This is a genomic window from Halomonas shantousis (assembly GCF_054654615.1).
This window is the reverse complement of record NZ_BAAIER010000002.1, coordinates 2,268,703-2,289,036: the sequence shown is the minus strand read 5'-3', so window position 1 is coordinate 2,289,036 and position 20,334 is coordinate 2,268,703. Positions and strand designations below refer to the sequence as shown.

General features: G+C 55.4%; 18 protein-coding genes. 11 read left to right on the top strand and 7 right to left on the bottom strand.

The window, feature by feature from the left end; genetic code table 11:
• Window positions 1–2 precede the first annotated feature (2 nt).
• Window positions 3–1,004 (top strand): cytochrome d ubiquinol oxidase subunit II, encoded by a 1,002-nt coding sequence (cydB, locus tag ACYQ12_RS11015; protein WP_459871476.1) that lies wholly within the window; start codon window positions 3–5, stop codon window positions 1,002–1,004.
• 232 nt (window positions 1,005–1,236) lie between these two features.
• The gene (locus ACYQ12_RS11010) at window positions 1,237–2,553 is read left to right on the top strand and encodes a lipopolysaccharide biosynthesis protein (protein ID WP_459871473.1); all 1,317 of its coding nucleotides are present in this window, start codon (window positions 1,237–1,239) and stop codon (window positions 2,551–2,553) included.
• A gap of 190 nt (window positions 2,554–2,743) precedes the next feature.
• Here the strand turns inward: ACYQ12_RS11010 and ACYQ12_RS11005 are convergent, their stop codons facing one another.
• The 5 genes from ACYQ12_RS11005 to ACYQ12_RS10985 form a co-directional block, all read right to left on the bottom strand.
• Window positions 2,744–3,562, bottom strand: coding sequence for an IclR family transcriptional regulator (locus ACYQ12_RS11005; RefSeq protein WP_459871470.1), 819 nt, complete (start codon window positions 3,560–3,562; stop codon window positions 2,744–2,746).
• A 437-nt stretch (window positions 3,563–3,999) separates the two neighbouring features.
• Window positions 4,000–5,178 carry a vWA domain-containing protein gene (locus ACYQ12_RS11000; protein ID WP_459871464.1) on the bottom strand — a complete coding sequence of 393 codons (1,179 nt, stop codon included), beginning with the start codon at window positions 5,176–5,178 and terminating at the stop codon, window positions 4,000–4,002.
• Between the two features lie 3 nt (window positions 5,179–5,181).
• On the bottom strand, window positions 5,182–6,024 hold the full coding sequence (locus ACYQ12_RS10995) for an AAA family ATPase (RefSeq protein ID WP_459871462.1): 843 nt from the start codon (window positions 6,022–6,024) through the stop codon (window positions 5,182–5,184).
• 82 nt (window positions 6,025–6,106) lie between these two features.
• The gene (locus ACYQ12_RS10990) at window positions 6,107–6,934 is read right to left on the bottom strand and encodes a diguanylate cyclase (protein ID WP_459871459.1); all 828 of its coding nucleotides are present in this window, start codon (window positions 6,932–6,934) and stop codon (window positions 6,107–6,109) included.
• A gap of 347 nt (window positions 6,935–7,281) precedes the next feature.
• Window positions 7,282–9,072 carry an ABC transporter transmembrane domain-containing protein gene (locus tag ACYQ12_RS10985; RefSeq protein WP_459871457.1) on the bottom strand — a complete coding sequence of 597 codons (1,791 nt, stop codon included), beginning with the start codon at window positions 9,070–9,072 and terminating at the stop codon, window positions 7,282–7,284.
• Between the two features lie 98 nt (window positions 9,073–9,170).
• Here ACYQ12_RS10985 and trxC point away from each other — a divergent pair, with 98 nt between their 5' ends.
• Both trxC and ACYQ12_RS10975 read left to right on the top strand, forming a co-directional pair.
• Window positions 9,171–9,605: a thioredoxin TrxC gene (gene trxC / locus ACYQ12_RS10980; protein WP_459871454.1), complete on the top strand. Its 435-nt coding sequence runs from the start codon at window positions 9,171–9,173 to the stop codon at window positions 9,603–9,605.
• Window positions 9,606–9,732: 127 nt separating this feature from the next.
• Window positions 9,733–10,989 carry an MFS transporter gene (locus ACYQ12_RS10975; RefSeq protein WP_459871451.1) on the top strand — a complete coding sequence of 419 codons (1,257 nt, stop codon included), beginning with the start codon at window positions 9,733–9,735 and terminating at the stop codon, window positions 10,987–10,989.
• 319 nt (window positions 10,990–11,308) lie between these two features.
• Here ACYQ12_RS10975 and ACYQ12_RS10970 read toward each other — a convergent pair whose 3' ends face one another.
• Window positions 11,309–11,521, bottom strand: a complete 213-nt coding sequence (locus ACYQ12_RS10970; RefSeq protein ID WP_459871448.1) for a hypothetical protein — start codon at window positions 11,519–11,521, stop codon at window positions 11,309–11,311.
• Between the two features lie 258 nt (window positions 11,522–11,779).
• Here ACYQ12_RS10970 and ACYQ12_RS10965 point away from each other — a divergent pair, with 258 nt between their 5' ends.
• A complete protein-coding gene (locus tag ACYQ12_RS10965) occupies window positions 11,780–12,253 on the top strand; it encodes a 20S proteasome subunit A/B (protein ID WP_459871445.1) in 474 nt (157 codons plus the stop codon).
• Between the two features lie 41 nt (window positions 12,254–12,294).
• Here ACYQ12_RS10965 and ACYQ12_RS10960 read toward each other — a convergent pair whose 3' ends face one another.
• Entirely contained in the window at window positions 12,295–13,341 is a 1,047-nt protein-coding gene (locus ACYQ12_RS10960) for a potassium channel family protein (RefSeq protein ID WP_459871442.1), read from the bottom strand.
• Window positions 13,342–13,587: 246 nt separating this feature from the next.
• Between ACYQ12_RS10960 and ACYQ12_RS10955 the strand changes: the two genes are divergently transcribed.
• From ACYQ12_RS10955 to ACYQ12_RS10930, 6 genes are all read left to right on the top strand, one after another.
• The gene (locus ACYQ12_RS10955; protein WP_459871439.1) at window positions 13,588–14,928 is read left to right on the top strand and encodes a Na+/H+ antiporter family protein; all 1,341 of its coding nucleotides are present in this window, start codon (window positions 13,588–13,590) and stop codon (window positions 14,926–14,928) included.
• A 448-nt stretch (window positions 14,929–15,376) separates the two neighbouring features.
• Window positions 15,377–15,754, top strand: a complete 378-nt coding sequence (locus tag ACYQ12_RS10950) for a histone-like nucleoid-structuring protein, MvaT/MvaU family (protein WP_459871436.1) — start codon at window positions 15,377–15,379, stop codon at window positions 15,752–15,754.
• A 666-nt stretch (window positions 15,755–16,420) separates the two neighbouring features.
• Window positions 16,421–16,645, top strand: coding sequence for a hypothetical protein (locus ACYQ12_RS10945; protein WP_459871433.1), 225 nt, complete (start codon window positions 16,421–16,423; stop codon window positions 16,643–16,645).
• A gap of 132 nt (window positions 16,646–16,777) precedes the next feature.
• Entirely contained in the window at window positions 16,778–17,704 is a 927-nt protein-coding gene (locus ACYQ12_RS10940) for a glycosyltransferase (protein WP_459871430.1), read from the top strand.
• The gene (locus tag ACYQ12_RS10935; RefSeq protein ID WP_459871427.1) at window positions 17,704–18,993 is read left to right on the top strand and encodes a sugar transferase; all 1,290 of its coding nucleotides are present in this window, start codon (window positions 17,704–17,706) and stop codon (window positions 18,991–18,993) included. The genes ACYQ12_RS10940 and ACYQ12_RS10935 overlap by 1 nt, the downstream gene beginning before the upstream one ends.
• A gap of 338 nt (window positions 18,994–19,331) precedes the next feature.
• A complete protein-coding gene (locus ACYQ12_RS10930) occupies window positions 19,332–20,243 on the top strand; it encodes an ATP-grasp fold amidoligase family protein (protein WP_459871424.1) in 912 nt (303 codons plus the stop codon).
• Window positions 20,244–20,334 lie beyond the last annotated feature (91 nt).

Below are 20,334 nucleotides of genomic sequence, written 5' to 3'. Positions count from 1 at the left end.
TCATGGACATGTCCGGTCTGCCGATAATCTGGGCGGTCATCATCGCCTTTAGCATCATCATGTATGTACTGCTGGATGGCTTCGTGCTGGGAATGGGGATTCTGTTTCCATTCGCTCCCGACGAAGAGGCCCGCGACATAGTGATGAACACCGGGGCACCCATCTGGGATGGCAACGAAACCTGGCTGGTGCTTGCCGGCACTGCGCTGCTGGGCGCCTTTCCGCTGGTCTACACGATCATTCTGCCTGCCCTGTACATCGGGGTTTTCCTGATGGTGGCGGCGCTGATCTTTCGGGGAGTGGCCTTCGAGGTGCGCTCCAAGGCCCAGCGTTCACGGAAGTTGTGGAACATCGCCTTTGCCGGCGGCTCTGCGGTGGCGGCTTTCGCTCAAGGCGCAGTGGTGGGAGCCTACATACTGGGCTTCAAGACGGAGAGCGGTACCTTCGCGGGTGGCCCCTTCGATTGGCTGACGCCTTTCACGATCATGACCGGTCTCGGCATGATGGCGGGTCTGGCGCTACTGGGCGCCACCTGGATCATCATGAAGACCGAAGGGCACGTGCAGGAGTGGGCCTATGGGCTGATTCCCAAGCTGCTTGCCATCGTGCTGGTCGTATTCGCCATCGTCAGCCTGTGGACCCCCTATGTCGATCCCGGTGTCTGGGAGCGCTGGTTCAGCAACATTCAAGTGATCTGGATTCTGCCGGCACTGGCGATACTCTGTGCAGCAGCACTTTTCTGGTCAGCCAGAGCCCGGCGTGAAGTACTGCCTTTCGTTTTCACGATGGGCATGTTCATCTTCACTTATCTGGGATTGCTGGTCAGTCGTTGGCCCTATGTCGTGCCGCCCGACCACACTCTTTGGGACGCATCCTCGGCACCTGAGTCGCAGATGTTTCTGCTGGTAGGGACCCTGTTCGTCATTCCCATCATCCTCGGGTATCAGAGCTGGTCTTATTGGGTCTTCCGTGGAAAGGTGCGCGCCGATGAGGGCTATCACTGATACGGCCCGAAATGTCGCGTAAGCGCAGCAATAACGACCGCCACGCTCTAGAGCGTGGCGGTCGTGTGTCGGCGTAGCGAATCCCCTCCCTGAGTGAAGCTGAGCCAAGCCGGTATTCCTTGACCGACAACAGGATGCGCAGGCATGGTGCCGGGCGGTATTTGAGCGGTCTCGAGCCTGTTTCGCAACGTCGATAGCAACAACCTCAATAGCAATAAGAACGGTCAATATCATGCAGCAGCTGCTGGCCCGACTGGTACGCAAGAAGTTCGTTCGCAATGTGGCAACCGTGGCCTCGGGGGCCGCGCTTTCGCAGATCATCGCTTTAGCCCTGGCGCCGATCATCACGCGCCTCTACGACCCGAATGTCATCGGCATACTCGGCACGTTCATGACCGTGGTGGCAATACTGGCGCCATTGGCGTCGCTGACGTATCCGGTCGCCATCATCCTGCCCAAGCATGACGGACAGGCCGTGGGGTTGGTCAGGCTGGCGGCACTGATCGCCGTGGCTACGGCACTGGCCACAAGCCTGATACTGCTGCTGTGGGGGCATGACGTCGTTTCGTTACTGGGGGCCGAATCGCTGTCGTCGTTCCTGGCGTTTCTGCCTCTCGCCATGCTGTTGATGGCAGGCGTCCAGATCGCCGAACAGTGGTTGATCAGGAAGCACCGCTACAAGGCGACAGCCAAGGCGCTCATTGCGAAGGCGCTGGTGCTGAACGGTAGCAAGGTGGGCGCTGGGCTATTTGCCCCGACGGCGCTTGCCCTGATCGTTCTGACCATACTGGGCACGGCATTTCATGTCCTGATCCTTGTGAAATATGCCTTCCAGGGCAAGACACTGACGCAGGAGGCGGCAGATGGAGGCGAAGAGCGTCGTTCGCTGAAACATCTGGCCAGGCAGTATGGCGATTTTCCCATGTACAGGACGCCACAAGTGTTTCTCAATGCCCTGTCTCAGGGATTGCCGGTGCTGATGCTGGCCAGCCTGTTCGGGCCTGCCGCGGCCGGGTTCTATACGCTCGCCAAGCAAGCGCTGGGTGCACCTGCGCAGCTGCTGAGCAAGTCCATCGGAGACGTTTTCTACCCGCGCATCAGTGCCGCCGAGAAGAACGGCGAGAATCTGGCGAAGCTGCTTATCCAGGCGACTCTGGCGCTGATGGCTCTGGGGATCGTGCCTTTCGGGCTGGTCATGCTGGCCGGCCCCTGGCTTTTCGGCCTGGTATTCGGCGATGAATGGAGTGTGGCCGGTGAATATGCCCGCTGGCTCAGCCTGTGGCTCCTCTTCGCCCTGGTCAACCGGCCGGCCGTCAGTGCGTTGCCGGTATTGAAGCTGCAAGGCTTGTTTCTGGTCTATGAGGTGGTAAGCGTCGTGGTGCGTTTCGGCGCACTTGGCGCTGGGTTCTATCTTCTTGCGGACGACATCGCAGCCGTTGCACTGTTTTCGCTCGCAGGTACCGTGTTGAATGCGGCATTGATTCTTTTCACCATCCTGTACGCGAAAAGGCTGGATTACGACACATTCCATGGCAAGGAGCCTGCCTGAAGCGGTCTCTTCGGGGCGGGTGCAGGCGGTTCGGCCCATGGGGGCCTGAGGCGGCACATTACGGCCCACGGCAAAGGGAGGCAATGGGCATCATGGGGCGACCTGGGCCCCAGAGGAATGGATAAGAGAGAAAGAGCCAGGCCCAGCCCGGCTCTTGTCGGCGCGTAGAGCTTTGCGGTGAAGTGAGCTGTTATGACGCGCCGAGTGACGGGTTCAGCGGAGCCTTGATCTGCTCGACCAGATCGCGCAGGCGAGGGCCGAGATTTTCGGTCAGAACCCGATGGCTCAGGCGTAGCGAGGATCCACCACAATTGATCGCCATGACTTCAGCGCCGTCTTCCAGTACCAGCGGGACGGCCACTCCACTGATCTCGCGCTCCCAGTCGCCCTCGGAAATGCAGAATCCATATTTGGCGTAGTCCTTCATGGAGTTCTGAACGTCTTTCTCGATGGCGGGCCAGTTATCGGGGTCGCGCTTGCGCAGGTCGTGCAGGACCTGTTCTCTTCTGGCCTCCGTGATACCGCACAGCCAGGCGCGCCCCACCGCGCTGGTCACCATGGGGATGCGTGATCCGGTTTCGAGCCGCATCACCAATGGGCCACTGCCCTGACAGACTTCGATATAGGTCATGGCCAGGCGGTCCTCGTTGCACAAGGCCACCATGCAGTCGGTGGCATCGGCCAGGCGCTGCATGTGGGGGCGGGCCAGATCGCGAATGCCCATGCTCGCCAGATAGCGGTACCCCAGGGCCAGGACGCCCGCTCCCAGACGGTACTTTTCCAGCCGCTCGTTGTGCTGCAGATAACCCAGTTGGGTGAGCGTATAGGTCAGGCGCGAGACGGTAGGCCGAGGGATTCCCGTGCGACTGGAAAGTTCGGCATTGCCCAGATATTCCTCGCCTGCCCCGAAGGCCCGAAGCAACTCCAGTCCCCGGGAGAGGGCGGTGACGAAATTGCGATCCTTGGCGTGTGCGGCTTGGTCGTCGTCAATGCTCAATGGCTTGTTCATGTTTCACCCCATGGATCTTCAAATATCGGTCCGCCTCGTTGTTGTATTGCCACCAAGCGCTCCAGACGTCTATTCCTGTTAGTTGTCCCTGACAGGGACGTATCTTGCCACTTGTCGAACGTTGATAGCCAATCGGCCAGGTCGCCAACCGGCGATGCTCTCCCTTTCAATGCCATCAAGTGATAGTGATTGTCAATGTGATTCTGCTATGCGAATCTCGGTTTCATTGTATTCAGAGATTACGGCAAAGGCAGGGGCTGCCAGGAAAAATATAGAGCGAAGGAGAGTGCAAGCCGGGCAAGCCCGGAGTTCGAGAGGCAGTAAAAAGGTTCACCGCGCTAAAAGGGTTCACCGCGCTTTTGCTGCGTATCGGCGCCGATCGCTAGCGTAGCGATGGCTATTGAACAGCGCGGTGAGCTGGCGCCGAGCCGGTCATATCAACGGGTCAGTTCGCGAATGCCGGCCTCGAGTCCCTGCAAGGTCAGGGGATACATTCGTTCCTGCACCAGATCCCTGATCATCTGAGTGGAGGTCGTGTAGGACCAGGCGCGTTCCGGCATGGGATTGAGCCAAACGAGGTGACCGAACTTATCGACGAACCGGGACATCCAGACGTGACCCGCCTCGTCGTTGAAATGTTCGACACTTCCCCCCGGGTGGCTGATCTCGTAAGGCGACATGGCGGCATCGCCCACGAACACCACCTTGTAATCGGCACCGAAGGTGCGCAGCACATCCCAGGTATCGATGCGCTCCCGACCTCGACGGGCATTGTCCTTCCATAGCCCTTCGTAAACACAGTTATGGAAGTAGAAGTGCTCCAGATGCTTGAACTCGCTACGACAGGCGGAGAAGAGTTCCTCGCAAACCTGGATGTGATCGTCCATCGAGCCGCCGACATCGAGCAATAGCAACAGCTTGACGGCGTTATGGCGCTCCGGGCGCATGCGGATGTTGAGCAATCCTCCATCACGTGCGGTCGAGGCGATGGTACTTTCCAGATCGAACTCTTCCGCAGCGCCCTGACGGGCAAACTTGCGCAGACGTCGCAATGCCACCTTCATGTTACGGGTGCCGAGCTCCTGGGTATCGTCATAATCGCGATACTGCCGTTCATCCCATACCTTGACGGCACGACGATGGCGGGAGCCGTCCTGACCGATGCGGATCCCCTCTGGATTGTAACCGTAGGCACCGAAAGGGCTGGTACCGCCCGTGCCGATCCACTTGTTGCCGCCCGCGTGACGCTCCTTCTGTTCCTCCAGACGCTTCTTGAACGTATCGATCAGCGCCTCCAGCCCGCCTAACGATTGGATTCGGGCCTTCTCCTCGTCGCTCAGCCAGCGCTCGAATTCGCGACGCAGCCACTCATCGGGGATCAACGCCTCTATGGCGTCGTCGATGTTCTCGAGACCCTTGAACCAGGCGGCGAATGCCCGATCGAAGCGGTCATAATGACGTTCGTCCTTGACCATGATCGTGCGTGCAAGCCGATACACGTCCTCCATGTCGGCAAAGACCACGCCGCGCTCCACTGCAGCATGCAGATCCAGCAACTCACGCAGGGTGACGGGAATCCCGGCACGCTTGAGCGTGTCGAACAGGCCGAGAAACATGGCTTAGCGCCCCCGGCGTATCATGAAGGCCAAGCGCTCGAGCAGCTGCGTATCCTGTTCATTCTTGATCAGTGCGCCTGCCAACGGAGGGAGAGCACGCCCGGGGTCACGTGAATGCAAGGCGTCCTGGGCGAGCTTGTCGGCCATCAGCAGCTTCAGCCAGTCGACCATTTCCGAGGTCGAGGGCTTTTTCTTTATCCCCGGGGTCTGGCGCAGATCGAAGAAGACCTCCAGCGCCCTGGAAACCAGTTGGGCCTCGATGTCGGGAAAGTGCACGTCGATGATACGTTGCAGCGTCTCGCGGTCGGGGAAATCGATGTAGTGAAAGAAACAGCGGCGCAGGAAGGCGTCGGGCAGCTCCTTCTCGTTATTGGAAGTGATAAGGATGATCGGGCGCTGGCGGGCGCGAATGGTCTCGTCCGTTTCGTAGACGTAGAACTCCATGCGATCCAGTTCCTGGAGCAGATCGTTGGGGAACTCGATGTCCGCCTTGTCGATCTCGTCGATCAGCAGAACGACACGCTCATCAGACTCGAAGGCTTCCCACAGCTTGCCCTTGCGCAGGTAATTGCGCACGTCATTCACGCCTTCCACGCCGAGCTGCGAGTCGCGCAGACGGCTCACGGCGTCATATTCGTACAATCCCTGGTGCGCCTTGGTCGTGGACTTGATGTGCCAGGTGATCAGCCTGGCGTCCAGAGAGCTCGCCAGTTCCTCGGCAAGCAGCGTCTTGCCGGTGCCGGGCTCGCCCTTGACCAGCAGCGGGCGCTCCAGCGTGATCGCCGCGTTTACCGCCAGTTTCAGTGCCTCGGTGGCGACGTAGGTGGACGTGCTGTCGAAAGCCATGCGCAGTCTCTTCATTCAGGGGGAATGAAACGAGTGTACGGAAGCCGGCATGTATCCTCAATTAACCAGAGGGTTGAGAGGCCTACCGTGAAACCGGCGCTTCGATGGGATCCTCGACTCCAAGGAGGCCTTCGATTTCAACCACACAACCGGCGCTGCGATTGCGGCCCTCTGACTTGCATTGGTAGAGAGCCATATCCGCGCAGGCGATCAGTTTCTCGACATCGATCAGGGTCCCGGCGTTGGCCGTGGCCACACCGATGCTGACGGTAACAACCTGAGCGGTGGGGGACGCCTCATGAGGAATGCCGACGGCCTGTAGCATACCGCGCATGGCTTCGGCCAGTCGCATGGCTTCGTCGAGGCCGGTATCGAGCAACACTACCAGAAACTCTTCGCCGCCCAGGCGGACCACGATATCCGTCTCGCGGCGAAAGCTGTCCCGCAGGACGTTGGCGATCTCTACCAGGCAGTCGTCCCCGGCGAGGTGCCCGTAGTGATCGTTGTAACTCTTGAAATGATCGACATCGATCATCAGCGCGGACAGGGGTGCCATGCGCCGGCGGCTGAGGGGCAACGCAATCTCGAGACGCTGTTCCAGTAGACGCCGATTGCCCAGGCCGGTCAGAGGGTCATTGAGCGACTCTTCGAGCAGCCTGTCGTTCTGCTCCCGTAACGTTTCCAGGACCTGCTGAATTTCCTGTGCAAGCTGGGCAAGGGCGTCCTGGCGTCTGAGCACTGAAGACGGCGGGGCCATGGGTCGGCCACGGCGCTGACCTTTGACATAGTCGACGAGTTCAAGCAGTGGGGAGGTGCAACAGCGTTGCAGGAGCATGGCGCTGAGCCCCAGGGTAACCAGAAGCACCAGAGAGGCAAGACCGAGGCGCAACGTCAAACCGGACGTCGGCATGAAGGCACCGGACAAGGGAAGCGAAGGCTGGGCGATCCACCAGAGCATGCTGCCCGCTGCCAGTAGCAGGACCGTCAACGCGGGAAGAAAAGGGAAATGTAAGATGAGAGTCCGCAGGAGTCGCATGGCTTGCCGCTATCGCTTGCTGTGATGCATGGCACCAAGGACACAGGGCACCGAGCCGGACCGGCCCGCCGAGTCGTCGAGGGTGGATTAACCTGGTTTATCGGCAGGAGGACGCAATAGCTTGAAAAACGGATCGGCAGGCAATGCAGTGCATCAGGGACCGCCTGTCGGGACGGCGGTTCGATCTGGCTCCGGCATCGGGAGGGCGCATGGGCCATGTCCTACCCGAGCGGACGGTCCTCGAGGGAGCGAGAGGGCGCGCCGAGATCGAACTGCAGGCTGGCCAGATGGCGATACAAGGTATTGCTTTCAAGCAACTGGGCATGCGTTCCCGCACCGATCAGTTGTCCCCGATCGAACACCAGCAACCTGTCGGCAGCCACCACCGTCGACAGACGATGGGCGACGACCAGGCTGGTGCGGCCGCTCATCAGCCGGTCCAGCGCCTCCTGAACCAGGCGTTCGCTTTCGGCATCCAGTGCACTGGTGGCCTCGTCGAGCAGCAGTACGCTGGGGTTGCGCAACAAGGCCCGGGCAATCGCCAAGCGTTGGCGCTGGCCACCCGAGAGCTGTATACCGCCCGGCCCCAGATAACTGTCGAAACCCTGAGGCAGCGTTTCGATGAAGGCCAGGGCATTGGCATCGCGCGCCGCGGCGAACACCGCTTCGTCGCTGGCGTCAGGCACGCCGTAGCGGATGTTGTCGGCGGCCGTGCCGGAAAACAGCACCGGCTCCTGCGCCACCATGCCGATCGATGCACGGAGTACCGCCGGGTCGAGGTCGCGAAGATCCACACCATCAAGGCATAGTCGGCCGGCATCGGGATCGTAAAAGCGCAGCAGTAGCTGCAGCAGGGTGCTCTTGCCGGCGCCGGAAGGGCCGACCAGAGCGACACGTTCACCAGGCTGGATATGAAGTGAAAGCTGCGTCAGGGCCGGCGTCTGCGGGCGGCTGGGGTAGGAGAAGTGAAGCGCTTCCACCCGGATATCGCCCTGGGGAGGCTGCGGCAATGAGACGGGCGAGACGGGCGCCTTGATACGGGGCTTGGCATCCAGCAGTTCCAGCAATCGTTCGGCGGCACCTGCGGCACGTTGAACATCGCCTGCGACTTCGGCCAGAGCGGCGACGGCTCCGGCCGCCAGTACGGCATAGAACATGAAGGCGGACAGCTCTCCGGCCGTCATTTCTCCAGCCAGTACGGCGTGCCCGCCCTGCCAGAGCATGAGCCCCACCGCGGCGAAAACCATCAGCATGGCGATGCCGGTGAGCCAGGCGCGCTGGCGGGTTCGGGCGATGGCCATGACGAAAGCGGCTTCGGCATGGCGAGCGTAACTGCGTCGGTCGATCTCTTCATGACCAAAGGCCTGCAGGGTCCGGATGCCTGTCAGGGCCTCGCTGGCATAGCGTCCCAGTTCGGCCACCTGATCCTGGCTGTGCCGGGAAAGCCGTCGAACACGGCGTCCAAGCCATAGAATCGGCAGTACGGTGGCGGGAATACCCAGCAGGGCCAAGGCGCTCAGCCATGGCTGGGTCACCACCATCAGCGCTATCGCGCCGATAAGCATCAACAGGTTACGCAGCGCGACAGACAACGAGGAGCCGAACAGGCTCTGCAATACGCTGGTATCGGCAGTCAGTCGCGACTGGATCTCGCCGGCCCCGTTGCGCTCGAAGAAGTCGGGCTCCAGCGTCAAAAGGTGATCGAACACCCGACGGCGCAGATCGGCAGCGAGTCGTTCACCAATCCAGGTGACAAGGTAGTAGCGCAGCGCCGAGGCGACAGCCAGGATGCCGACCACCCCGAGTAGCGCCATCAATGCCTGGTTGAGGCTTGCGGCATCGCTGGCCATGAACCCCCGGTCGATGACCAGGCGAAGCCCCTGACCCAGCAGCAGTACGCTGCCGGAGGCCGCCAGCAGCGCCATGCTGGCACTGAACAGGCGTAGGCGGTAAGGCCGCAGCATCGATAGCAGACGCAATAGAACACGTGGATTTCGACGGGGTTCGGACATCTGCGAGCTCTTGTCAGTGAGGAAGGGGCGGTATCGCTTGACGCGCCGCTCGCTCGCCTCCATATGAAGTGAAACATTGAACTGATCGGGAGGTTATCATGCCTGACATCCTGCAGCTTGCCTGCCCGCACTGCGCAACCCTCAATCGTGTCCGCCAGTCGCGTCTCGAGGACCAGCCAGTATGCGGCAAGTGTCGCCAGCGGCTCTTCACCGGAGGCCCGATGGAGTTGAACAGTGCCAACTTCGAAGCCTTGGTCGAGCGCAGCGATTTGCCCCTCGTGGTGGATTTCTGGGCCAGCTGGTGCGGCCCATGCAAGATGATGGCGCCGGTTTTCGCCCAGACGGCAGCCGAATTCGAGCCCCGCATGCGCTTCGCCAAGCTGGATACCGAAGCCGAGCAGGCCCTGGCGGGGCGCTTCGGTATTCGCAGCATTCCGACCCTTATCATCTTCCAGCAGGGAAAGGAGATCGCCCGTCAGGCGGGAGCAATGTCGGCCACTCAACTCAAGCAGTGGCTGCAATCCTACCTCTAGGATTGTTGTCCCTACAGGAGATGTCTGGGCCAAACTGATCCGAGCGCAGAGTAGAGGCGTCGTGTTGTTCCGGCAGGTGGCGTACACTACCAGACCGTTAGTCTGCTCAATGTCGCTACGAGACCTCATGTCTGCCGATTCCATTGCAACACCCGATCTACCCGTTTATCGCCATCCCGGTTTTGCGCCGTTTCTTGGTTCGCGTCTAGCGGCCGCGTTCGCCATGCAGATCCAGGCGATCGTGGTCGCCTGGCAGGTCTATGCCATCACCCAGGATCCTCTTACGCTGGGGTATGTGGGGCTGGCACAGTTCCTGCCGATGGTCGTATTGCTATTGCCCGCCGGCGACCTGGTCGATCGTTTCGACCGGCGCCTGATTCTCCATTTGAGCTGGGCCGTCCAGGGGATCTGCAGTGCATTGCTGCTATGGCTGGCGCTAGAGCCGCCGAGCCACGCCGGTCCCTTCTATGCGGTATTGGTCCTGTTCGGCGCGGCGCGAGCCTTTACCGGGCCGACCCTGCAGAGTCTGCTGCCGCAAATCGTCCCGCCGGCTCTGCTGGGCAAGGCGATTGCCCTGAACTCGTCGATCATGAAGATTGCCGTGATCAGCGGACCGATGCTGGGAGGGCTGCTTTACACTTTCGGTGCCCAGATGGCCTATCTGGTGTGCCTGGCATGCTTCGTGATAGCCGTGGCGACGCTGTTTTTCGTGCCCGTGGTTTACAAGGGCGAGCGTGTCGCCCAGGAGACGACCGCCTGGAAACGCTTCACCGCGGGAATCGTCTACATCCGTCGCCAGCCGGTCATTCTCGGCGTCATCTCGCTTGATCTCTTTGCCGTGCTGTTCGGTGGCGTCGTGGCGTTGCTTCCGGTCTATGCTCAGGAAATTCTGCATGTCGGCCCGGAGGGGCTGGGCGCCTTGCGTAGTGCCATTGCCATCGGTGCCTTCCTGATGGGGCTCTATCTTGGCGTACGGGCCATCAAACGCCATGCGGGGATAGTGATGTTCGCAGCCGTGGCCGTATTCGGCATCGCCAATCTGGTATTTGCGCTTTCGCATGTCTTCTGGCTCTCTTTCCTTGCGCTGATGATTGCGGGGGCGGCCGACATGATCAGTGTCTACGTGCGATTGACGCTTCTGCAGCTGGCGACACCCGACGAGATGAGAGGGCGCGTCAACGCCGTCAACATGCTGTTCATTGGCGCTTCCAATGAGCTCGGGGAGTTCGAGTCGGGGGTGACGGCATCCTGGTTCGGAACAGTGCCCGCTGCAGTGATCGGCGGTATGGGAACCCTGGCGGTAGTGGGATTGTGGATGTGGGGGTTCCCCTCGTTGCGCAAGGCCGATCGGCTGGAGGATGTCTCGCCCAAGACGCCCGCGTAGATCGGTTCGGCATGAGCTGACATGAAGCCACTGACATAGTGATAGAGTCGCGGCGAGACAGACCATTTGCGGGAAGGATATGCATTGCTGCCGGCAGGCGTGGTCAGCCTCGTGCTGATAATCGCGGGTTGCCGTTATACGCCGGCGCGCACCGAAGCCAAGCCGATAGTGGCAATCGGTGACGCTCACGATCGCCATGGGAATCCTCGTCACGAAGACGATTCTGCGCGCCGGAACAGACCAGGAAAGGGCGCTGCTGACCGCAGCTGCAGGAGACACGTTCGAGATGCCTCCTGCTCATTGAGCAACTGCAGCTCCCTTATCCAGGCAATCCGAAGTCCTCGGGGACCAGCTCCTCCGCAATCAGGAAGTCCGCAACCATGCGTTGCTCATCGTCGTAATCGTTGCCGTAACGATGGACGAAGGCGATCAGCCGATCCTCATCGAATCCCTCGTACCATTCCCAATCGACATACTGGCTGCCGACAAACCATTGGCGTGCGTCTGTCGGGGTATTGATCGGCATCTGCATCCTGTTTCCTCCATGAAGTTCATGCACTTTCACACCCTAGCCTGCTTTTCCTCAGGCTTCGAATCGAATGTGGCCCAATAGGGAAGAATGGGCGAAACCTCGAATAGATGGCGCTCGACAGCTCTTATCGCTCCACCTGTACATACAAAAATATACAAAATAGTGAAAGCTTAATTCACACTTGCATCCGGGCGAGGCTGCGGCAACTCGCAGCGAACGGCAGGCGGCTCTCACCCAGTCCGAGCAGAGAGGCAGACAATGACCACGATCGTTTGGGATGGCACAACGCTGGCAACGGATTCCCTGATCAGCGTTAACGGTTCCACCTACAACCATGCGCGCAAGCTTTTCCAACTCGACAATGGGGAGTGGGTGGCCTTTGCCGGTGAACAGCAAGGGTGGTGGGAGGTGATGGAGTGGCTCAATGCCGGTGCGCCGAACCACGCCAAACCGCACGTCACGCGAATCGAGATGATCATTGCCGGTCCTGACGGAGTCTTCGAAATGTTCGACCGGCTCGTGAGAATGCCGGTCACGGGCCCTGTCGCCTATGGCACGGGATGGAAATGGGCCCTGGCGGCCATGGATCATGGCAAGAGCGCCATCGAGGCCGTTCGTTATGCTGCCACACGAGATCATGATACCGGTGGCGATATCCAGTCGATGCGGGTATCGACCCATCCCGCCACCGTTTCGATACGACAGGATGTGGTGGCACCCGAAGTGGCTTGAGTCCTACCTGAGGTATTCTTTCAGACACACACGGCATGGGGTCATGTGGCTGCAGCAGGCGAATTTCTGCCCTGATCGCGAGTCGCCTGCCATACATCCTGCCACTCCCAGCCGTCATTCTCGACGAAGGCAAGCAGAAGCTTCTGTCTATCCAGAGCCTGCAAGTGATCGCGAATGGCAGAGGGCGGCGTATCGTTGATGGAAAGCATTGAGAGGCCTTCAAGTTCCGGAATGTCGGGCGCTTCCCGTGTCGGATGCACAAAGGCACTCTCGAGCGTGTGCAGGAATTCATCGATACTACGCTGTGTTATCGCCATCTGGGAACGTGACGTCGAAGGCAAGCTGGTACAAGAGAAAAGAATCATCGACAGCGCCTCATCCAGCCTGGCGAGAGCCAGTGGGAGGGCACTGTTGGTTTCCTCGCTATGAAAGTAATGCAGGATAGGATAGGCCAGGTGCTGCTGGCTGCTGCCTACTATCGAGCTCTGGACCTGCTGAAGCTGATTGCAGAGGCTCTGAAAGCTCCCGTCATCGGCTCCCTGCCGGATGATCTCGAGCGGATCATGCCCCAGCGCATTGATTGAAAGAGCAAGCTGACGCTTTTGCGTCGCGGCTGAAACGATCGGTATGGCATAAGTGATGGAGAGTGTGAAAAGCAGAAAGCCGTTGCCTGCCGCGAGGAAGCACAATATTTGATATAGAGAAGTATTGGGTACGAGATCCCCATAACCCAGCGTCGTAATCGTATAACCTACGAAATAGGCCCGTTCGATGAGCGAAGCGGTCGCCATGGAAGTCGAGTTGACGACGGCCTGAGGATCCCCGCAGAAAACCAGCCACCACCCTAACCAGGTAAGGCTGAGCCAGCAGAAAATCAGCGTTAGCGTAACCCAGGTGCCAGCGGCGCCAAGCAAGGAATGGTGCGGACGACGCCGATGATAAGCCATCAGCACGGACCACGTGCCTTTGCTCAGACGATTGGTCAACGGGCCGGAACTGGAAGCGGACAGTGTGGTTCGTGTGCAGTCGTAGGCCACAAACAGTATCAGTAACGTTCCCATTATCGCCCAAAACGGGTGACCTATCATGTTGATGTACCTCCTTGTAGTATGAAGCGGGGCGGCTCGGCATGCCGTTGCCCTCTCTTTGCGTCTTCCTGACGGAACAGTGAAGAAGAACCTCGCGGCTAAGCCAAGCGCAGCAGCCTTGTGGAGCCGGGTTCTCAGGACTCTTCATCAATTTCTAATCCCAGCTAGCCTTGGCGTTCTGTTAATATCGCCGGTTTTCGTGGTGGCGATATGCCGCCTGACCGTGAATCCTGATGGGAATAACGCATGAATGCGGTGATTCTGGCCGTCCTGGTTATGGTAGGGCTCGCGTTGGCGCGCGTGTCGGTCGTGTTCGCTCTCGTGATCGGGGCATTGGTGGGGGGCCTTTATGGTGGCTTGAGTCTGGAGGAGACTCTTGGGGCTTTCAATAAGGGCGTCGGTGGAGGTGCGCAGGTTGCATTGGCTTATGCGACGTTGGGTGCTTTCGCGGTCGCCATTTCTCGCTCTGGCCTGCCGGATCTATTGGCGCAGCGACTGATTCGTCTGCTGGGGCATGAGGCATCGGTACAACGTCAGGCAGTCGTGAAGTATCTATTGTTGGGAATCGTGCTTCTGGTAGCGATTTCCTCGCAGAACCTCATTCCGGTCCATATTGCCTTTATCCCGATTCTGATCCCTCCCTTACTGCACATGATGAATCAGTTACGCCTGGATCGGCGTGCTGTGGCGTGTGCGCTGACGTTCGGACTGACGGCGCCCTATATGCTCCTGCCTGTGGGCTTCGGCTCAATCTTTCTCAACGAGATATTGCTTGCCAACATCAACAGTGCCGGTAGTGAATTCGGTCTCGAGATTACGCGCGCGATGGTGCCTCTGGCGATGGGGATCCCCGTGGGCGGCATGGCTCTGGGGCTTGTCGTGGCATTGTTCGTCTCATACCGCAGGCCGCGCCACTATGTGCCGAAAGATATCGAGATGATGCCTAAGCAGACCGCCGATATCCGTGTCAGCAATCAAGGGCTGCTCATGGCTCTGGTGGCGATTGCGGCGGCGTTGGGTATCCAGCTTTATAGTGGTTCGATGATTCTCGGCGGACTAGTGGGTTTTGCCCTGCTTTCCGTAGGCGGGATCTTCAAGTGGCGTGAGGCCGATGATCTCTTTACCAGTGGCATGCGCATGATGGCCCTGATCGGTTTCATCATGATCTCCGCAGCGGGGTTTGCCTCCGTCATGAAAGCGACAGGGGATATCGGCTCGCTGGTGGAGAATGCCTTTGCCGTGATCGGCAACAATAAAGCTCTGGCCGCTCTGATCATGCTCCTGGTGGGGCTTTTCATAACGTTGGGGATCGGTTCGTCTTTCTCGACGATCCCTATCATTGCTGCCATCTATGTGCCGCTGGCCATGCAGTTCGGCTTTTCGCCGATGGCCACCATTGCACTGGTAGGTACCGCGGGAGCCTTGGGAGACGCGGGATCACCGGCTTCGGACTCTACGCTTGGACCCACTTCGGGGCTCAATGTCGACCGGCAGCATGACCATATTCGGGATAGCGTGATACCTACTTTCCTTCATTACAACATCCCTTTGGTCATCTTCGGCTGGCTGGCTGCCATGTGGCTGTAATTGACGTTGGTCGTTTCATGGGCTCATGTGGCTAAAGTGCGGATGGCTCGAGTCACTGCGGCGGTACAAGCGCTTGCCTGTGCCGCTTTCGATTGACCAAACCGAGTGAGACGCCAAGGGTCTGTCTGAAAAATCGGCGAGCGATGCTCGGCCGGGGCGCGTAGCCAAGGCCAAAAGCCAGCGAGAAAACGGAGTGCATTGTAAATGAGGGTTTTGGCCGGACTCGCTCATGAGATGATTTTTGACGCTGCGTGAGAGAATGCAGACATTTCTCAGATAGAACGTAGTGTTTCCTCGTCGTCCGGCATGGCATCTATTCCCAGCTAATGAATGATAAGCCGCATCTTCTTTCATGCTCGATTTATTAGCTACGTTGGGCTTGGCAATTAACCACTCAAGGTTGATAATAAATACAACATGCTGAACTTATCTGTGATACGAGGCGAGAATGTCCCTGTTAAGCGAGTACATGAAAAAGGAACAGCTGCTCAAGCAGCTGGATGAAGAGCTCAAACAGCTTGAGCAAGACCAGCGTCTGAAGTCAGAGCTCGATTTCAAGCAGAAGCTTGAGTCCTTGATGAGCGAATACGGCAAGAATGCAACTGACGTTGCAGAATTTCTTAATGTCGGCAGTGAGACGCGTGCTACGTCTGCCAAGGCGCCGTCCACCGGCGGCCGGCGCAAGCGTAAACTGAAGATTTACAAGCATCCGGAGACGGGTGAAGTTATCGAGACGAGAGGGGGCAATCACAAGACGCTCAAGGCCTGGAAAGACGAATACGGCAATGACACCGTGGAAGAATGGCTGGTGCGCACCGAAGATTGAGCAGTGTCATCAAGCTATCGATATGACCAAGTGGCATGTAAAGGCTCATGCTGCCTGATCGCTTAGGCTAACCAGGCTTGGTGATTAAATACTTCTGACTGTTAAGTTCTGTCTGAAAAATCGGCGAGCGATACTTGATCGGGCCGTGTAGCCAAGGCAAGTCAGCGATAGACGGACAGGGCCCGCATTCGAGCTTACGTGGTGTAAATGAGCATTTGATCGGACCCGCGCCCGAGCTGATTTTTAATGCTGCCTGAGTGAGTGCCGACATTTCAGGCAGAGCGTAGCGAGCGATGTCCAGGCCAGGTAATCAACCTGGACAAGTCCCGTGAATAGGAGCATGGCAGGAATGGCTTCTTGCCATATATTAGAAGTTTGAAAAGCCTGCAGATTTCCAGATAGAGTCTAATAAATAATACAGTAAGAAGTATTTAAAACTGCTTGGTATTAATCCGATAAATTTATGATAACGCTGTAGCCTACAGGTGTGTATCGAGATGTATAGGAAATACGGTAGGAACCTAGCTTTCCAGTGCGTTAAACTTCATCACACGATAAGCGCGTTTTGGCTCTCAAAATGCGTTACGCTTGGCATCTGACTGCCTCAAACCCGGCAAATTTAATTTCATTATGAGAAAACATGATAATCGCTTCGCAGCAAAGCCCATGGATGAGCGCGAAAAGCTGAGGAAATTCCGTGAACTGGATGATGCATTTGCTCAGGCCCTGCGTGACATGGAACATTCAAACCGCCCGAGCCAGCAGACGGAGGAACAGCCCCCGGTATCATTTGAAAAACGTCTGCATGATCTGATGGAAGAATATCGTCTTTCTCAGGAAAATGTAACGGCATTGTTGCGCACTCTAATCGATCTGGAGCGAATTTCTTGACACAAATAATGGCATTGTAAGTTGGTGTAATATATACATATAACTACGTTTTCTGTTATAGTTCCTTTATAGCCCACGGATCGCATTATAATTGTCGATGACGTGAACAAGTTTTTATTGAAATGAACTATTATGATGCAGTCCATTGCAGGCAGGCAAAACATTCCTACTTTCGCAGTTCTTTTAGCCGCTCACAATGGTGAAAAATGGATTTCCGAGCAAATAAGATCGATTCTTGATCAAAAGGGTGTATGGGTCAGGATTTTCGTCAGCATAGATTTATCTACCGATAAAACTTACGATATTTGTAAGGCGCTTGTTGAAGAATTTAATGGCTGTATCGATATATTACCTGTTGGAAGTTATTTTGGAGGAGCTGGGCCTAATTTTTATAGATTGATAAATGAAGTGGATTTCTCTGAATTCGACTATGTGGCTTTTTCGGATCAGGATGACATCTGGTTTAAAGACAAGTTATGGCGTGCTCAGGCCATAATGGATAGCAACAATCTGCAGGCTTATTCCAGTAATGTGGTAGCTTGTTGGCCCAGTGGGCGAAAACTGGAAATTAACAAAGCTCAGTCGCAAAAAGAGTGGGATTTCCTGTTTGAGGCGGCAGGGCCGGGAAGCACTTACGTTCTTAAAAATGAAAATGCATGTTTTCTTAAGGGCTTCATCAAGCTCCGCTGGGATGAAATAAATCAATTTGTATTACATGATTGGTTAATATATGCCTTTTTTAGAGCCCAAGGGTGGAATTGGTTCATTGACAGTGAACCTTCTCTCTATTATAGGCAACATGAAGCTAATCAGGTCGGTGCCAACCAAGGAATGAAACAAGCATATAACCGCTTGGCTAAAGTCAGGCAAGGTTGGTATCGTAATGAAATTAAAAAACTAGTACTTTTGCTTGAGGTTGAAAAATTGCCTCCAGCAAACTGGGTATGCTATAATAATTATTTTTGTAGACTCCGTATGCTTTGTTGTGTCGCAAAGTTCCGGAGAAGAGTTCGTGACCAAGTAATGCTTTTTTTGTTTATACTCTTTGGTTTCTTTTAATGGAAGGTAAAGTGCGTACTCCTTATCAACGCCGCCATTCACGATGGTATGAAAGGATTCTGTTAGGCTTACCTTTTCAGCTACTGCTAGGTCTTACATTAGTCATTTTCTTGCCCTCTCTGTTGCGTTGGGGGTGGGGATTCTGGGATTACATGCCCAATATACGGACCAATACATTAATTGCTATTGGCGCTTCCTTCGTCTTCGTTTTTTTCACCTTGCGCAGGCTGGTCAGATTCCCTGGGGCGCATACTTCCGCTTATATTATCCCTACCGTAACGATTATTTTCCTCATCGCAGTGGCTATATTGTTCTTTATGCGATTGGGGTATACCCGCCAGGTTCTTTTCAGTGCTTACTTATTTAGCCTGGTCTGGTTTTTTTGCGGCTACTGGCTTGGCCGCCGTTATCGACGTTTAAAATTGGCGGTCGTTCCTTTTGGGGAAGCGCTTGATCTGCAGCCTACCGAGAGTGTCGAGCTACGTTGGCTGGATGTCCCTGACACTTCTGGAGTCCGCTTCGACAGTATAGTCGCTGACTTAAGAGCGAAAGACCTGGCACCTGATTGGGAAAAGTTCCTGGCACACTGTACATTGTCTGGCATTCCTGTCTATCACATAAAACAGATCCGTGAATCCATGACGGGAAGAGTCCAGATCGAGCATCTTTCGGAAAATGTGTTCGGATCGTTATTGCCATCATCACTATATTTTCTCTTCAAGCGTGTCATAGATTTATTGGGAGTCATTTTATTATTCCCATTGCTCATGCCGATCATGCTCGTTACAGGCATAGCGATAAAATTGGAAAACCCTAATGCCCCCGTATTCTTCATCCAGGAGCGTATGGGTTACCGCGGTGTGCCTTTTCTCGTCTACAAATTTCGCAGCATGTATGTAGGAGAGGAGGGGTGTGGCTATACACAATGCAGCGAAGACCCTCGAATAACCCGGGTTGGAAGAGTCATACGCAAGTACCGGATCGATGAGCTGCCTCAGCTACTGAATATCATTAAAGGTGAAATGAGCTTTATTGGCCCTCGCCCTGAGTCGATGGAGCTTTCCGAGTGGTATGAACAGGAAGTGCCTTTCTTTAGCTATCGTCATGTTGTCAGGCCTGGCATTTCTGGCTGGTCTCAAGTGGAGTTGGGCTATGCCGCTCAAATTGAAGGCATGACGGCCAAGCTACAGTACGATTTTTATTATATTAAACATTTCTCGTTGTGGATCGATGTGCTTATTTTCTTTAAGACGATAAAGACCGTTGTCTCAGGATTTGGTGCCAGGTAATTAATTATATTGCATTAATTTAATATGCCTCGGCTGGTAATAATCTAATGTTTTTTTCTTAAAAGACAGTAATTATGATCATTTTGTTGATTAATTCGTAGCGTTGTTGGGCATTTTGTTTAATATTGTTGTAAAATAATTTGCAGTGATGATTTTCTTTCTGCCACATCCGCCATAGTTATAGTAAATCATAGCAGTAATGGTACATGCAGGGTGGCCTTGATCTGCTGTAAAGGACAAAGGAAATGTCTTTATCTTGTTATGTTAGAAAAGTCTACGAATCCATGAAGGTAAACCTCATCCCGGATAGGGTTTACTCGGTCTGGAGATTTGAGAGGTTGCTCGGATACAAGCCGTCATTAAAAAAGCCTACGACTTATAACGAGAAAGTTGTCGTTTTCAAATTGGACGCAGATAGACCTATTTATCGGGATTTGGCCGATAAGATTACGGTGCGCCAATTTGTTTCCAAAAGGCTAGGTAGCGGTTACCTTATTCCTTTTATAACAACGATGCCACATTTGACATATGAAATTTATGAGCGACTTCCTCGAAGCTTTGTCATCAAAGCCAATCATGGTAGCGCTATGAATTGTCTGGTGTTCGATAAACAAGAATACTCTTATCGCAACCTGAAAAAAATGACGGATAGCTGGATTGCGAGAAATTTTTACGTAACCGCTCGTGAAAAACAATATAAACATATACGTCCAAAATTGTTAGTCGAAGAGCTCTTGCTGGATGACGAAGGCAGAGTGCCGGATGATTACAAGATACATTGTTTCACTTCTCGAAATGGTGATAGAAATATCATTATTCAAGTGGACAAGGATCGCCATGGTAGCCATGTCAGAAATCATTACGATGCTGAATGGAATTTTCTACCCCTTAAAGCGTACTACCCGAACAGCATTGAGGATATGCGCCCCGACTGCGCCAAAGTGCGCAATAAGTTGATTGAAACGGCCTGGGCACTTGCCGATGGTTTTGCCTATGTGCGTGTCGATCTATATGTCCATAGAAACCATGTGTATTTTGGAGAAATGACTTTTACTCCTGCTGCCGGGCATATGATATATGAGCCCAGTAATATGGACGAAAAGCTTGGGCAATGGTTTGACCTTGAGCGTCAGCTATCCTTGTTCACGATGCAGGACTTGTCCTTTTCTAGCAATCAGCATCAGCGAAAGGAAAGGAGAGAATACAAAAACTACCTTAATGAAGAAGTTCTGGATTCCAGCTCTTCTTAATGATGCGGCATGGTGGCTTTTACATCGAGAATGCAGCGAGAAATTATTTTATCTTCAGTAACCTCTTGTCTCAGTATAAGTAATAATGGGT